Below are 13,083 nucleotides of genomic sequence, written 5' to 3' on the forward strand. Positions count from 1 at the left end.
GGTTCGCACCGATCGATCATCGCGACCGCTGCAACGACCGGTATACCGATAGGCGAAACGGGTGCGACCGACGCAGTGCGTTCGCGATCTCTTCTCCGACTCCCGCTCGCTATTCGCAGCGACTGTGACTCTCCGTTTGCTGGTTCTCACACTCGAGATACCTCCTCTGGAGACGTAGCGACGACTGCGCGACGTCATCTGATGACTCGCGTTCGAAAATGACACCGCGCAGCCGATAGAATCGCCGTCGATCGGTCCGCCCTATCCGAAGGCGTCCGTCCCGATTACAGCTCGGGAACGGTCATGTGGAACCCTTCCGAGCGCGACTCGACCAGACAGAGGTGGTAGCCCTGCTTCCGCGAGAGGCTGACGTAGCTCAGCTTCGAGCTCCGGCTGAGGAAGCCGCTGCTCGTCGCCTCCTCGGTCACCTCGTGGGCGCCGGACTCGAAGTAACTCGAGGTGACGGCGATCGCGGCTGCGAGATCGGGATAGTTCGCCTTGACCGCGGAGGCGGCCTCCTCGAGGCCCGCGAGGGTATCCTCGCTGAGCGGCTTGCGCGAGTCGTTGAGCATCGCAACCAGCAGCGGGTTCCCCATCTTGTCGAACGCGACGACGTCGAAGGTGACCTCGTCGGGAACGTCGTCGGTGTCGTCGTCCTCGAGCGAGATCGTCGCGTCGAGTTCGGCCCGGTCGATCTGTGGGATGACGTCGTAGAGGTCCGACAGCCCGTTCGCGTGGCCGGTGTCGCGGATCTCGTAGAGCGTCGTGTCGGTCAGCCACTCGACGAACCGGTAGGCCATCGTCCCGGTGAGGAACTCTTCGTACGGCACACCCTCGACGGCCACGTCGGAGGCGTCGAACTCGGTGTGGTGCTCGAGTTGCAGGTTCGACGCGACCTCGTCGCGGTCGGCGTCGCCCCCGTGTGCGGTCTCGAGGGTCGGCTGGCTCTTCGAGCGGTACCGGACGAACAGGTTCGTCCCGGCGAGCGCGCGGTCGGGCGAGAGTTCGGTGCCGGCCGCGGCGCCCGCACCTGCACCCGCGCCCGCTCCGTCGCCGGCTCGCGCCGCCTCCAGTTCCGACTCGAGTTCCTCGATGCGGGACTCGAGGCGGTCGATCGTCTCTGACAGCTGTTGGTTCTTCTCTCGAAGTTGGTCGCGTTCGGCGACGAGGTCCTTATTTTTCGACTCGAGGGCTTCGCGCTGTTCCTCGAGGCGTTCGATGCGGTCGGAGAGCCGTTCGATGCGCTCGCTTTGGTTTCGGTCGGCGGTGGCGCCGCTCGGTGCTGTCGTTCGAGTTCCAGAGCCGGCGGCACCGTCGGCTTGCCCGGATCCGCGGGTTCCGCTCGCGGAGTCCTGCGTTGCCGATCCGGTCGATCGCTGAGCCTCGGTTCGGGCGCCGGCTTCCTTCCGAGTGGACTGGCTCGCGGATTGCGATCCTGACGCTGCCCCCGACCCCGAGACGGCACTCGTCGAGCCGTCCGCGGTCGTCTTCTCCGGGTCGATCGACGGAATGCGTCGCGTTTCCCGCCACTGTTCTTCCTCCTCGAATCGCTCCTCGAGTTGGTTCTCGCCGTCCGCGTCGGCGTCGGCAGCGGGAGAGTCGGCGTCCGCGGCTCCGGACCCCGTTCGCTCGGTCGCACTCGGCGGTCGGACGTCGCCCGCGGTCGTCTCGGGCTGCTCGTCCTCGTCGTCGCCGGTCCAGGAGATGTCGTTCTGGTCGAGCTGTTCGGCGGCCGCCTCGACCTCGGCGGGGTCCGGCGATCCGGAGCCGGTCCCGGTTCCACTTTCAGTTTCGGACGTCCCTGCCGGGGACGCTTCGGAATCGGGGCCGGCCTCGACGGAATCAGCGTCGGCTTCGGCTGCGGTCGACGCGTCAGGTTCGGCCTCGAGTCCGGGTTCGTGATCGGTTCCGGTCTCGAGTTCGACGCCGTCCGGGTCCGGGTCCGGTTCCGGTTCCGGTTCCGGATCCGATTCGGGTTCCGGTTCAGATTCGACGGCGGCGACCGAATCAGCTGCCGCGTCGGCGGAATCGGGATCCGGGTCCGGGGCGGCGTCGGTCGAAATCGAATCGTCGTCCGTGATCCCCGGCGTCGTCGACTCGCGAGCGGTTGCGTCCGGGTCCGTCGCCGTGATCCCCGACGGGCCGTCGCTTCCGGTCACTGCATCGTCGGTACTGCTGCCGGTGTCGACCGACGAGCCGGCGCTCGAGCCGCCGGAGATGTCGATCGGTTCGACGCCCGAAACGCCGCCGACGGACGGCTCGTCGTCCGAGCCGCCGTCGTCGCTGTCGGTCGTCGCGCCCGTTTCCGTGTCCGCGTCCGTGCCCGCGCTGGGCGTGTCGTCCGCGCCCGGAACGTCGGTCACCTCGACGTCGACGTCGACGACCTCGTAGATCCCGACCTCGTCGTCGGCGCGTTCGAACGCCTCGTCGCCGGTAACCAGCCGCTCGGCGTTGCCGATGTAGGCGGCGGCCATCCGGCGCCCGCCGTAGTAGACGGCGTAGTAGTCGCCGCTGAGAACGTTCTCGCTCAGTATGATGTAACCCGTAAACGAACCGCTCTGGAGCGTCTCGTCGACCTCCCGGAGCGGCGTTTCGTTCGTGTAGTACTTGGCCCGGGTGTCGCCCCCCTGTTCCTCCATCGAGCAGAGCAACGGCAGCGACGGATGCGGCGCCTGGTAGACCGTGCCCGAGGCCCCGTCGAAGTCTTCGATCGCCCCCTCGAAGACGCCGACGATACGGCCGTTAAGCATAAAGAGCCAAGTGCCGCCTGTACCCGTCGTTACGGCCCCCGAAAAGCCGCTCTCGGCGAGATCAGAGAGCCCATCGTAGCCGCCGTTGAACGGGCGAGAATCCCATTGTTCGACGCGCTCTTGCGTGCGCGAGTCCATAGTTCAACAAGCGGTAACTGAAACAAATACGTTTCGCCTAGATGTTCGCCGCTATATGTCGTCCGACTAAATCTTCGATTCGGCGTCTTCCGCGAGTTCTTTCATGCGCTTGCCAATTCGGCCGGCGCTCGAGAACTCGTCTTCGCTCATGCCCTTCGCGAGGGCGTTGCCGAGGACGAAGACCGCGTGCTTGTGTTCGCTCTTCGATTTGTGGACGTGCGAGGGGTCGACGTCGAGCTGGCGGTACGGTTCGAAGAGCTCTTCGTCGACCTCCTCGCGCTGGGCGAAATACTCCATAATAGTCACGAGTTCTTCGTGCAGCTCGAGGAGTTCGTCTTTGTGCATACCCGCGTGTATGGACGGTCTGGGCTTAAGGATTGTGTGCATACCCGTCGCAAAATCCGGCGCGAGTCGGGGGACCCCGAGTTACGCCGCTTCTCCGGTGCGTGAGAGTCCCTCGAGATCGACGGCGAGGAAGCCGATCCACGCGCCGAACGCGACGGCGGCGACGAACTCGGGGACGGCGAACCACGCGCCGGCGTCGCCGCCGGCGACGAGGACGAGGAGCCAGCCCAGCCACGCCAGCGGATGGACGATACCGAGCCAGATCGAGACGAGGCCGCGACGGAGCCGCCCGGCGAGCACCGCACCGGTGCCGTAGATCAACTGCGCCAACGGCGCGGCGGCGAAGTACGTCAGCGCGGCCGGGCCGTGGAAACTCCGCTCGAGGTACCAGTCTGCGTGGCCGAGAAAGAAGACGCCGACGCCGATCAGCCCGACCGTCGCGACGACCAGTAGGGCGACGCCGATCCGCTCGAGGATCGTTTCGCTCGCGCGCCAGAGCCGCCAGCCGAAGGGCACGCCGAGCAGGCCGCTCAGGACGAGCCCGCCGTTGAACAGCGGAAACGTGCGGGTTTCGTACCGGCCCATATCGGAGAGGGCGGCGCTGCGCCAGGTGAACGTCTCCGGGGACGCGACGAGGGTCGCGAGAACGATCGCGCCCAGGCCGACGACCGCCGCGGCGAGCCCGCAGTGCGTTGCGACTCGAGTCGCGGTCGAACTGCGGGGCCGGCGTCGGCGTTGGTTTCCTCCCATTCGGTGATCGGTAGCTATCGAACCGCGCCGCTATCAAAGTGTGTGGTCGGACCGCAGAATCGAACGCGGAAGCGGAAGAGCCGTTAGTCGGCGGCGACGTCGCGCTCGCGCTGGCCCGCGGGGAACCACGCGAGCTCGTGGTCGGCGACGACGCGAACGCCGACCCGCTCGTCCAAGTCGATCCGGTCTGAGTGGTTGTGCATGCACTCGACGGTTTCCCCGGAGTCGAGTTCGACGCGGTAGAGAACGGTCGGGCCGAGGTAGCGCCGGTAGACGACGCGGCCGTTCGGCTCCGCAGCCTCGTCGGCCGGCACGGCCACGACGTCGTCCGGACGCACGAGCAGGTCGATCGCCGAGTCGTCGTACTCCTCGGCCAGCCCGTTGACGTCGTCCCGGAGGACGCGGCCGACGGCCGTGTCGACGTGGTCGCCCCGCACCTCGCCCGAGACGAAGCTCGCGTGGCCGAGGAAGCCGGCGACGAACCGCGACTTGGGCTGCTGGAACACCCGTTCGGGCGCGCCGATCTGTTCGATGTCGCCCTCGTTCATCACGGCGACCCGGTCCGAGATCGACAGCGCCTCCTCCTGGTCGTGGGTCACGGAGACGGCGGTGACGCCGGCCTCCTTGATGATCCGGCGCACCTCCTCGCGCATCTCGACGCGCAGGTCGACGTCGAGGTTCGAGAAGGGTTCGTCCAGCAGCAGCATTTCGGGTTCCGGCGCGAGCGAGCGGGCCAGCGCGACCCGCTGTTGCTGGCCGCCCGAGAGTTCGTCCGGGTAGTCGTCGCCGTGGGCCTCGAGACCGACGAGTTCGAGGAGTTCATCGACACGGGCCTCCCGTTCCGCTTCGGACCAGTCCTGCAGGCCGAAGGCGATGTTCTCGCGAGCCGTCAGGTGCGGAAAGAGTGCGAATTCCTGAAAGACGATGCCGACACCGCGATTCTCCGGCGGGACGAACCGGCCCTCCTCGGCGACTGCGACGGGGTCGTCCTGCAGCCGAACCCGACCCGCGTCGGGCGTCTCGAGGCCGGCGATCAGCCGCAGCGTCGTCGTCTTGCCACAGCCCGACGGTCCCAGCAGCGTGAGGATCTCGCCGTCGCGGACCGACAGCGACAGGTCCGGGATGACGGCCTCGCTCCCGTACCGCTTCGCGACGCCGTCGAGCTCGAGGACGACGTCGTCCGTCGCGGCGGGCTCGGGCGCGGACGCGGGCTCGGGCGCCGATTCGTCGGCTGCGGTCGTGAGTAGGTCTCCGTTCGCCATAATCGATTCCGGCCGGACCGGTGCCGGCGCTTGTTCGATTTAGGCACTCCTAAAACACTTATAGTTGCCGGTCAGTTCCCGCCGGTCGGGAGCGGGTAACTGAGTGGCGGCGATCGGCGTTGCAATCGCAGGCGAACCGGGAATGCAACGGGGTGACTAGAGCTCGACGCCGCTCGGGATCAAGCTGTGCTGGCGCAGGAGACTGCCCTCGTCGTCGTAGACGAGAAAGGTCCGCTTATCGTAGGTGACGAACGGCTCGTCGTCCCCCTCGAGGGTGATCTCGACGGTGTAGCGCCCCTCGTCCTCGGTGGCGTCCTCGCCGTAGCCTCGAGCCGCGCGGATGAACTTCAGGACGTCGTCGGCGTCCTCGTTGAGCTCGAGGATGAACTCGCCCGTGATTCTGTTCGTGACGCTGACGACGCCGGCGGTGTCGTTGCCGAGCGGCTCCTGGAGACGGAGTGCGACGTCGGTTTCGTCGGCGTCGAGGAGGTCGCCCTCGGGACCGGTAAGGCGCTCGCGAAGCATCGTCGACGGGCCGGTGAAGTCGATCGATACCGCGGGTTTGCGCGGCTCGCCGTCGGTCTCGACCCAGTCGATGTTAGTAACGTTTAGCGTGAAGTCCTCGCGCCTCATTCCGTACCCACGGATTAGCGCTCCCGCCGTATGAACGTAACGCACAACCGATCTTCGAACGAACATGTCCGGGCCGATCGGCCGTTCGGGTCGGCGCTCGTCGACTGCGTGACTCGCGTCGCCACTGGCGCTTGATCGGCCTGTCGGCAGGAAGCGGCCACAGAGGTAGATTCGGTCGGGATATTTATGATGGTGCGGTTGGGATATGCGACGAACGCTCCCCCCTCTCGGCGGTGAGGGGCCCGTATTGATGTCAGGATGTCAGAACGCACCGATTCAGCTGGGGACGGTTCGGAGAATGACCACGCAGCGTCGCATCCCGACCCGACCGCAGCCCGCGGCGATGCCGCCGATGCTACTACGGACAGCGGTGGTGCTGCCGATGCCGACGCCCCGCCGCTCGAGTCCACGTTCGAAACCGCCAAGCGGACGATCCGGCGGGTCCTCGAGACGCTGCGCGGGTCGACGATCGAGGTCGACGACTACGATCCGCGCGATCACGGCCCGCTGGTCGAGTTCGAGGGCGTCGACGGCCTCGAGGAGGTCGACCGGTACTGGGTCGACGCGCCCTTTTCGTTCGTCTCGATCGGCTACGACGAGTCGGCCAGCCAGCACCGCTACCGCGTCGTCGAACCGCAACTGACCGAGGAGGAACGGGTCCTGCTCGAGACGCTCTTCGAGGACGTTCGCGATCCCCTGCTGTACCGGGCCGACGACGCCGAAGACGTCGAGGGACTGCTGCGGGAGACGATCCACGAGTACCTCGAGCGCTACGGCGCCGAGGTCGACATGGCGACCTTCTACCGGCTCTTTTACTACATTCACCGGGACTTCCGGGGATACGGCCGACTGGAGCCGATCATGCACGACCCCCACGTCGAGGACGTCTCCTGCGACGGCTACGACCTGCCGATCTTCGTCTACCACGACGAGTACACCGACGTCGAGACGACCGTTTCGTTCGGCGCCGACGAACTCGACGGGTTCGTCGTCCGGCTGGCCCAGCACTCCGGCCGGCACATCTCCATCGGCGAGCCGATGGTCGAGACGACCCTGCCGGACGGCTCCCGGGCCGAACTGGCGCTGGGGAAGGAAGTGACGCCGCGCGGGTCGGCCTTCACCATCCGGAAGTACGCCAGCGAGCCGTTCACGCCCGTCGACCTGCTCGAGTACGGCACCTTCAGCGTCGAGCAGATGGCCTACCTCTGGCTGGCGATCGAGCACAACAAGAGCCTGCTCTTCGCGGGCGGGACCGCGTCGGGCAAGACCACGAGCATGAACGCGATCTCGATGTTCATCCCGCCCCGGGCGAAGGTGCTGACGATCGAGGACACCCGCGAACTCGAGCTCTACCACGACAACTGGCTCTCCTCGGTCACGCGCGAGCGCGTCCACGAAGGGAAGGACGTGACGATGTACGACCTGCTGCGCTCGGCGCTGCGTCACCGCCCCGAGTACATCGTCGTCGGCGAGGTCCGCGGCGAGGAGGCGATCACCCTCTTCCAGGCGATGAACACGGGCCACACGACCTACTCGACGATGCACGCCGACTCGGTTCAGACGGCGATCAACCGGCTCGAGAACGAGCCGATCAACGTCCCGCGGTCGATGGTCCAGAGCCTGGACATCCTCTCGGTCCAGACGCTGACCCGCCTCGGCGACAAACGGGTCCGCCGGAACAAGGTGCTGGCCGAGATCGAGGGGATCGACCAACGGACCGGCGAACTCGACTACTCGACGGCCTACACCTGGGACGGCGAAAACGATGCGTTCCGGGGGACCGGCAGCCGCGTTCTGGAGGAGATCCGCGACGAACAGGGCTGGTCCCGGACCGAACTGCTGACGGAACTGCGCAACCGCGAGCGGTTCCTCGAGTACCTGCGGGACAACGACATCTCGGACTACCGGCGCTTTACCGCCCTGGTCAACGAGTACTACGCGGACAAGGAGAGCGTCCTCGAGACGATCGCGGCCGACGAGGATGACGGCGACGGCGCGGACCCGAAAGCGAACGATCCGACGGCCGACGCGATCATCAGCAACCCGCTCGCAGGAGAGGGTGCCGACTCTGACGAGGCGGGTTCCGCAGACTCGAGCGATCGGGACCGGCTCGAGGAGACGGTCGTCGACGAATCCGAAAACGCGGCCGAGGACGGGTGACCGCCGCCGATGCCCCTCTCGAATTTCCTGCCGCTGGCCGTCGCCGCCGGGCTCTGTTCGCTCGTCGTCCTCGCGCAAGTTCATGCCGGACTCGATCGGACGCTCACTCGAGCGGCGATCGGGCTGTTCGGCGGCTACGTCGCCGAGTTCAAGGGCGAACACCCCAACAGACAGTCGGCGCTCCGGGCGGCGCACTTCGCGACGACCTACCGGGAGTACGGCGCGACGACGATGCTGTACGCGATGCTGTTCGCGGTCGCCGGCTCGATCGTCGGCATCTACGTCGTCTGGGGGCTGTTGTTCGTCCTTGCAGTCGATCCCGCCGCCATGCGCGAGGCGCTCCCCGGAACGCTCGCGTTCCTGGCGAACCTCGGCGGCGTGCCGTCGCTGTCGCCGACCGAACTGTTCGGCCTCTTCGCCCTCTCCTGTCTGACGATCGGTACCGTCGCGGGCTTCGGCGCGTACTGGCTCCGCTGGTGGTACCCGAGCTACGTGGCCGACGGCCGCACCCGGCGGATCGAAACCGGCCTCCCCTCGACGGTCGCGTTCATGTACGCGCTCTCGCGCAGCGGGATGGAGTTCCCGAAGATCGTCCGCATCCTCGCGCGCCACGAGGACACCTACGGCGAGGCGGCCGCCGAGTTCGGCGTCGCGGTCCGGAACATGGACACCTTCGGCATGGACGTCATCACCGCGCTCCAGACGACCGGCCGGCGCTCCCCGAGCCCGAAGTTCGCCGACTTCGTCGAGAACCTCGTCAGCGTCCTCCAGAGCGGCAACAGCCTCTCTACCTTCCTCGAGACCCAGTACCGGGACTTTCAGGAGGAGTCCGAGTCCCAGCAGGAGTCAACCATCGAGTTGCTCGGGACGCTCGCGGAGGCGTACGTCACGGTGCTGGTCGCCGGCCCGCTCTTTCTCATCACGATTCTGGTGGTCATCGGCATCTCCGTCGGCAACACGTTCGATCCGCTGCGGGCGTTGATCTACCTCATCCTGCCGTTGGGCAACGTCGCCTTTATCGTCTACCTGAGCATGGTGACCGACACGATCACGCCCGGCGGCGTCGCCGAACCGGATTCAGACGCGGACGAGGCCGCGCCGACCCCTGTCGTCATGGTACGCGAACAGCCGCGGGCCGACGGCGGCCGGAACGCGGCGCGCTCGACCTCGAGCCGACGGGGTCGCGAGCAGCGAAACCTCGAACGGGTGCGCTACTACCGCCGGTTGCAGCGGCTCCGCGAGCGCGTCGGGTCGCCCCTGACGACGCTGCGCGAGCGGCCCCGGCTCTCGCTCGTCCTCACCGTGCCGGTCGCACTCGCCGCAGTTCTGTGGCGGCTGCCGGCGGCGATCACCGATCAGGGGTTCGACGTTACCGCCGTCGACGACGTCGTCGCCGTCGGCGCGCTGTTCGTCGTCGCCGTCTTCGCCGGCTGTTACGAACTCCACCGCCGGCGGATCGAGGCGACCGAGGGCGCGATTCCCGACCTGCTCGAGCGGCTCGCGAGCGTTAACGACGCCGGAATGCCGCTGGTGTCCGCGATCGATCAGGTCCGCGGGTCCGATCTGGGGACGCTCGGGGCCGAACTCGACCGCATCTGGGCGGACGTCCAGTGGGGTGCCGACCTCCAGACTGCCCTCGAACGGTTCGGTCGGCGCGTCCGCACTCGGGCGACGTCTCGAGTCGTCACGCTGGTGACGGAGGCGATGAACGCGAGCGGCAATCTCGCGACCGTGCTTACCATCGCGGCCAGACAGGCGGCGGCCGACCGGCGCCTCAAGCGCGAGCGCAAGCAGGCGATGGTCGAGTACCTGGTCGTCGTCTACATCGCGTTCTTCGTCTTCCTCTTTATCATCACCGTGCTCGCGGCGTTCCTCCTGCCGAACCTCCCCACGGAGGGGATCGAGGCCGCCAGCGGCGGGAGCGGGGGCGGGGGCGGGGGCGGCGGCATCGACGGACTCGGCGGGCTCTCCCAGAACGCCGCCGCGCAGTACAACACGCTGTTCTACCACGCGACGCTGGTGCAGGGGCTGCTCTCGGGACTGATCGCCGGCCAGCTGAGTACCGGCGACGTCAGAGCCGGCGCGAAACACGCGGCCGCGATGCTCGCGCTGTCGGTCCTGTTGTTCGCCGTCGTGGTCTGACTACCGCCGGTGCCGGTGGCGGTGCGAACGCTTTTTGCACGCGCCCCGACCACTCCGAACCAATGGGTACGGGCGACCGCGGTGACGACGAGTCGGACTCGAGCCAGCCGGACCGCCGGAGCGTCCGCGCGACCTACGACCGAATCGCGGACCACTTCGCGTCGACGCGCGAGTACGCGTGGCCCGAGGTCGAATCGTTCGTCGACGAGCGCGCGGCCGCACTCGAGAGCGGGGTCGGGGACGGAGACGGGGCCGAACCCGCCGTGGGCCTCGACCTCGGCTGCGGCAACTGCCGCCACGCCGAACTGCTCGCCGCCGACTGCGAGACCGTCGTCGGACTCGACGCGAGCCGCGGACTCCTCGAGACCGGCCGAGAGCGCGGGCGGGAGCGCGGATTCGACGTCACGCTCTGCCAGGGCGACGCGAGTTCGCTGCCGCTGGCCGCCGACTGCGTCGATATCGCCGTCTACGTCGCGACGCTGCACCACCTGCCGACCCGCGAGGTTCGCCGGGCGAGCCTGAACGAACTCGCGCGAGTGCTCTCGCCGGACGGCCGCGCGCTCGTCAGCGCGTGGTCGACGGCCCACGATCGGTTCGACGCGGACCCCGAGGCGGCCGGGGGGTTCGATACGACCGTCGAGTGGACGCTCCCCGGCGGCGAGGCGGTCGATCGGTTCTACCACATCTACGCGCCCGCGGAGTTCGAGGCCGACCTCGCGGCCAGCGACCTCGACCTGCTCGAGTGGGAGGTCTCGAGCGGGAACTGCTACGCTCATGTGGCCGGTTTAGAGTGAATGCGGCCGTGTTACGGACCTTCAACCCTCAAATGAGGGTATTTTTAAGTAAAATTACTAAAGGTTACTTTCCAGCGGCTAAGGCTATAGTTTCCGATCTATTTCATTATGTATAAGTTAGAAGTAAATCGAATAAAACGTTCGCAAACGGGATCAATCGCGCAAAAAGGCCGCCGACTTTTATTGACATCTCGCTCCCCAGTGCCGGATGCGCTATGACGCGCTTCACGCGACGGACGACGCTGAAGGTCGCAGGCGCATCGCTTGCCGCAGCTACCCTCCCCGCGACGGCCGCCGCCGAAGAGGAAGAATCCACGTGGACGGTCGCCGAATCCCCCATCGACAGCACCGTCCACGACGTCATCCACACGGCGACGAACGCCCACGCGGTCGCGAGCGGGGGTCTCGTCATCGAACGCACCGACGCCGGCTGGGAAGTCGTCCTCCAAGGCGGTCCCACCGGCAACGGGAACGACCTCTACGGCGTCGACACCACCGACGACGGCGGGCGGCTCTGGATCGTCGGCGCCAGCGGCGCGATCGGCGAGTACGACGTGACGACGGGCAACCTCGTCGACCGCTCCGCGCCCAACGACTTCACGGCCAACTTCAACGACGTCGCAGTCACCGGCCCCGCGGGCGACGCGGACGTCTACGTGGCCGACGACTCCGGCTCGATCCACTACAGCTTCGAGAACGGCGAGGAAGGCACCTGGGACTACGAGGTCCCCGGCAGCGGCTCCGGCTTCAACGCCGTCGAGTTCTACGACGACCGCGCCGGCCACGTCATCGACACGAACGGGAAGGTGTTCGCCACCGACGACGGCACCACCTGGAACCCGATCGGCATCGAGGACGCCGGCGTCACGTTCTACGGCCTCGACAGCGACGCCGCGGACGACGTCGTCGTCAGCGGCGGCAACGCCTCCGTCTTCGAGTACGACGGCAGCCGGTGGGTTCCCGAAAGCCTCGGCGACGCCGACCTCCTCGACGTCGAAATCGAGGACGGCGACGGCTACGCCGTCGGCGGTGGCGGCGTCATCTTCGAGCAGACCGACGGCGAGTGGTCGCAGGTCCAGACCCCGACCGGCGAGAACCTCAAGGCCGTCGCCACCGGCGAGACCGACATCGCCGTCGGCGCCGGTGCCGAGGTCCTCGAGAAGTAACGCTACCGCTGTAATCGCGTCCGGTTCCCTCTGGTAAGCCGGCGCACTGCCGGTTCGATCGTCCCCTAACTCCCCCACCCACCGATCGTCTCCGGACGGATCACCCCATCACTCCTGCTTCTTCGTTTTGAACGAGTCTCGAGTCGGTCGTTGAGCGAGCCGGCTCGAGTCAGCGACTCGACCGAATCGATAGACGAAACAGGAAGACCCTTAAACTCGGAGCGAAAATCGGGGAGTGCGCGCGGATGGTCTAGTGGTAGGACCTGAGCCTTCCAAGCTCATGGCCCGGGTTCAAATCCCGGTCCGCGCATTTCTGTGCGCGCAAACCCGCGAGCAACAGCACTCGTATGAGGGATTTGCATTCGGGAAGTCACAGCGCGTGAGCGTAGCGAACGCGACCGTCTTCGCGTGGTTCGAATCCCGATCCGCGCACGTTTCAACAGCCGATCGTTCGCAGCGTTGCCGACAACTCCCGAGTCGACTAGCGATCGCGTTCGAACTCGGCGATCCGCTCGTAGATTTCCTCGAGGCGGTCGTTGCTGCGATACCGGATCGTCTGGCTGCGGACGTCGTATTCGATGATGCCGGCGTCGGCCAGTTTCGGGAGGTGGTGTTGCTGCAGGTCGACCTGGATGTCGTCGTGGTTCGGTTGCGACCCGTATTTCCGTCCGAGTTGCGCGATCGTGTGTTTGGTCGCGGCCTCGAACGAACCGACGCGTCCAGGTTGGTCCCAGAGGAACTCGAGGAGGTAGCGACGCCGCTCGTTGGCCAGAACATCGAGGTGTGCGTCGAGGGAGAGCAGAATGTCCTCGAGCGGATCGGTCGTGGACGACTCGGGAGGGGCCGGCGAGTCCGGCGGGTCTGACTGATCGGATTGCTCCTGCGGGTCGGACTCGTCATCGTCGGTCATTCTGTCACGTGCATCCAATCTATGGCGGTGCGG

The 13,083-nt window shown here is 66.9% G+C and carries 10 protein-coding genes and 1 tRNA gene; 5 read left to right on the forward strand and 6 right to left on the reverse strand.

Annotated features, from left to right (window positions below; translation table 11 throughout):
- Positions 1 to 284: 284 nt before the first annotated feature.
- From HALXA_RS14845 to HALXA_RS14865, 5 genes are all read right to left on the reverse strand, one after another.
- Positions 285 to 2,888, reverse strand: coding sequence for a cell division protein ZapB (locus HALXA_RS14845; protein ID WP_013881202.1), 2,604 nt, complete (start codon positions 2,886 to 2,888; stop codon positions 285 to 287).
- A 66-nt stretch (positions 2,889 to 2,954) separates the two neighbouring features.
- Positions 2,955 to 3,233 carry a UPF0058 family protein gene (locus HALXA_RS14850; RefSeq protein ID WP_013881203.1) on the reverse strand — a complete coding sequence of 93 codons (279 nt, stop codon included), beginning with the start codon at positions 3,231 to 3,233 and terminating at the stop codon, positions 2,955 to 2,957.
- 81 nt (positions 3,234 to 3,314) lie between these two features.
- Positions 3,315 to 3,983 (reverse strand): DUF998 domain-containing protein, encoded by a 669-nt coding sequence (locus HALXA_RS14855; protein WP_013881204.1) that lies wholly within the window; start codon positions 3,981 to 3,983, stop codon positions 3,315 to 3,317.
- 83 nt (positions 3,984 to 4,066) lie between these two features.
- Positions 4,067 to 5,245: an ABC transporter ATP-binding protein gene (locus HALXA_RS14860; RefSeq protein ID WP_013881205.1), complete on the reverse strand. Its 1,179-nt coding sequence runs from the start codon at positions 5,243 to 5,245 to the stop codon at positions 4,067 to 4,069.
- A 156-nt stretch (positions 5,246 to 5,401) separates the two neighbouring features.
- Entirely contained in the window at positions 5,402 to 5,878 is a 477-nt protein-coding gene (locus tag HALXA_RS14865) for a DUF5793 family protein (RefSeq protein WP_013881206.1), read from the reverse strand.
- 258 nt (positions 5,879 to 6,136) lie between these two features.
- On the opposite strand from HALXA_RS14865, the gene HALXA_RS14870 reads away from it, so the two are divergent.
- The 5 genes from HALXA_RS14870 to HALXA_RS14890 all read left to right on the forward strand — a co-directional run bounded on the left by HALXA_RS14870 (position 6,137) and on the right by HALXA_RS14890 (position 12,450).
- On the forward strand, positions 6,137 to 8,038 hold the full coding sequence (locus HALXA_RS14870; RefSeq protein WP_013881207.1) for a type II/IV secretion system ATPase subunit: 1,902 nt from the start codon (positions 6,137 to 6,139) through the stop codon (positions 8,036 to 8,038).
- Positions 8,039 to 8,047: 9 nt separating this feature from the next.
- On the forward strand, positions 8,048 to 10,180 hold the full coding sequence (locus tag HALXA_RS14875) for a type II secretion system F family protein (RefSeq protein WP_013881208.1): 2,133 nt from the start codon (positions 8,048 to 8,050) through the stop codon (positions 10,178 to 10,180).
- 62 nt (positions 10,181 to 10,242) lie between these two features.
- Positions 10,243 to 10,974, forward strand: a complete 732-nt coding sequence (locus HALXA_RS14880; RefSeq protein WP_013881209.1) for a class I SAM-dependent methyltransferase — start codon at positions 10,243 to 10,245, stop codon at positions 10,972 to 10,974.
- Positions 10,975 to 11,189: 215 nt separating this feature from the next.
- Positions 11,190 to 12,140 (forward strand): hypothetical protein, encoded by a 951-nt coding sequence (locus HALXA_RS14885; protein ID WP_013881210.1) that lies wholly within the window; start codon positions 11,190 to 11,192, stop codon positions 12,138 to 12,140.
- A gap of 239 nt (positions 12,141 to 12,379) precedes the next feature.
- Positions 12,380 to 12,450 (forward strand) — tRNA-Gly (locus HALXA_RS14890).
- Between the two features lie 171 nt (positions 12,451 to 12,621).
- On the opposite strand, the gene HALXA_RS14895 is transcribed toward HALXA_RS14890, so the two are convergent.
- On the reverse strand, positions 12,622 to 13,050 hold the full coding sequence (locus tag HALXA_RS14895) for a DUF7344 domain-containing protein (protein ID WP_013881211.1): 429 nt from the start codon (positions 13,048 to 13,050) through the stop codon (positions 12,622 to 12,624).
- Positions 13,051 to 13,083 lie beyond the last annotated feature (33 nt).

The sequence above is a fragment of the Halopiger xanaduensis SH-6 genome, from assembly GCF_000217715.1.
Taxonomy (GTDB): domain Archaea; phylum Halobacteriota; class Halobacteria; order Halobacteriales; family Natrialbaceae; genus Halopiger; species Halopiger xanaduensis.

Excerpts from the sequence above, each read along its gene's own strand:
- HALXA_RS14845 (WP_013881202.1), bottom strand. The coding sequence starts at position 2,888 with ATGGACTCGCGCACGCAAGAGCGCGTCGAACAATGGGATTCTCGCCCG.
- HALXA_RS14850 (WP_013881203.1), bottom strand. The coding sequence starts at position 3,233 with ATGCACAAAGACGAACTCCTCGAGCTGCACGAAGAACTCGTGACTATT.
- HALXA_RS14855 (WP_013881204.1), bottom strand. The coding sequence starts at position 3,983 with ATGGGAGGAAACCAACGCCGACGCCGGCCCCGCAGTTCGACCGCGACT.
- HALXA_RS14860 (WP_013881205.1), bottom strand. The coding sequence starts at position 5,245 with ATGGCGAACGGAGACCTACTCACGACCGCAGCCGACGAATCGGCGCCC.
- HALXA_RS14865 (WP_013881206.1), bottom strand. The coding sequence starts at position 5,878 with ATGAGGCGCGAGGACTTCACGCTAAACGTTACTAACATCGACTGGGTC.
- HALXA_RS14870 (WP_013881207.1), top strand. The coding sequence starts at position 6,137 with ATGTCAGAACGCACCGATTCAGCTGGGGACGGTTCGGAGAATGACCAC.
- HALXA_RS14875 (WP_013881208.1), top strand. The coding sequence starts at position 8,048 with ATGCCCCTCTCGAATTTCCTGCCGCTGGCCGTCGCCGCCGGGCTCTGT.
- HALXA_RS14880 (WP_013881209.1), top strand. The coding sequence starts at position 10,243 with ATGGGTACGGGCGACCGCGGTGACGACGAGTCGGACTCGAGCCAGCCG.
- HALXA_RS14885 (WP_013881210.1), top strand. The coding sequence starts at position 11,190 with ATGACGCGCTTCACGCGACGGACGACGCTGAAGGTCGCAGGCGCATCG.
- HALXA_RS14895 (WP_013881211.1), bottom strand. The coding sequence starts at position 13,050 with ATGACCGACGATGACGAGTCCGACCCGCAGGAGCAATCCGATCAGTCA.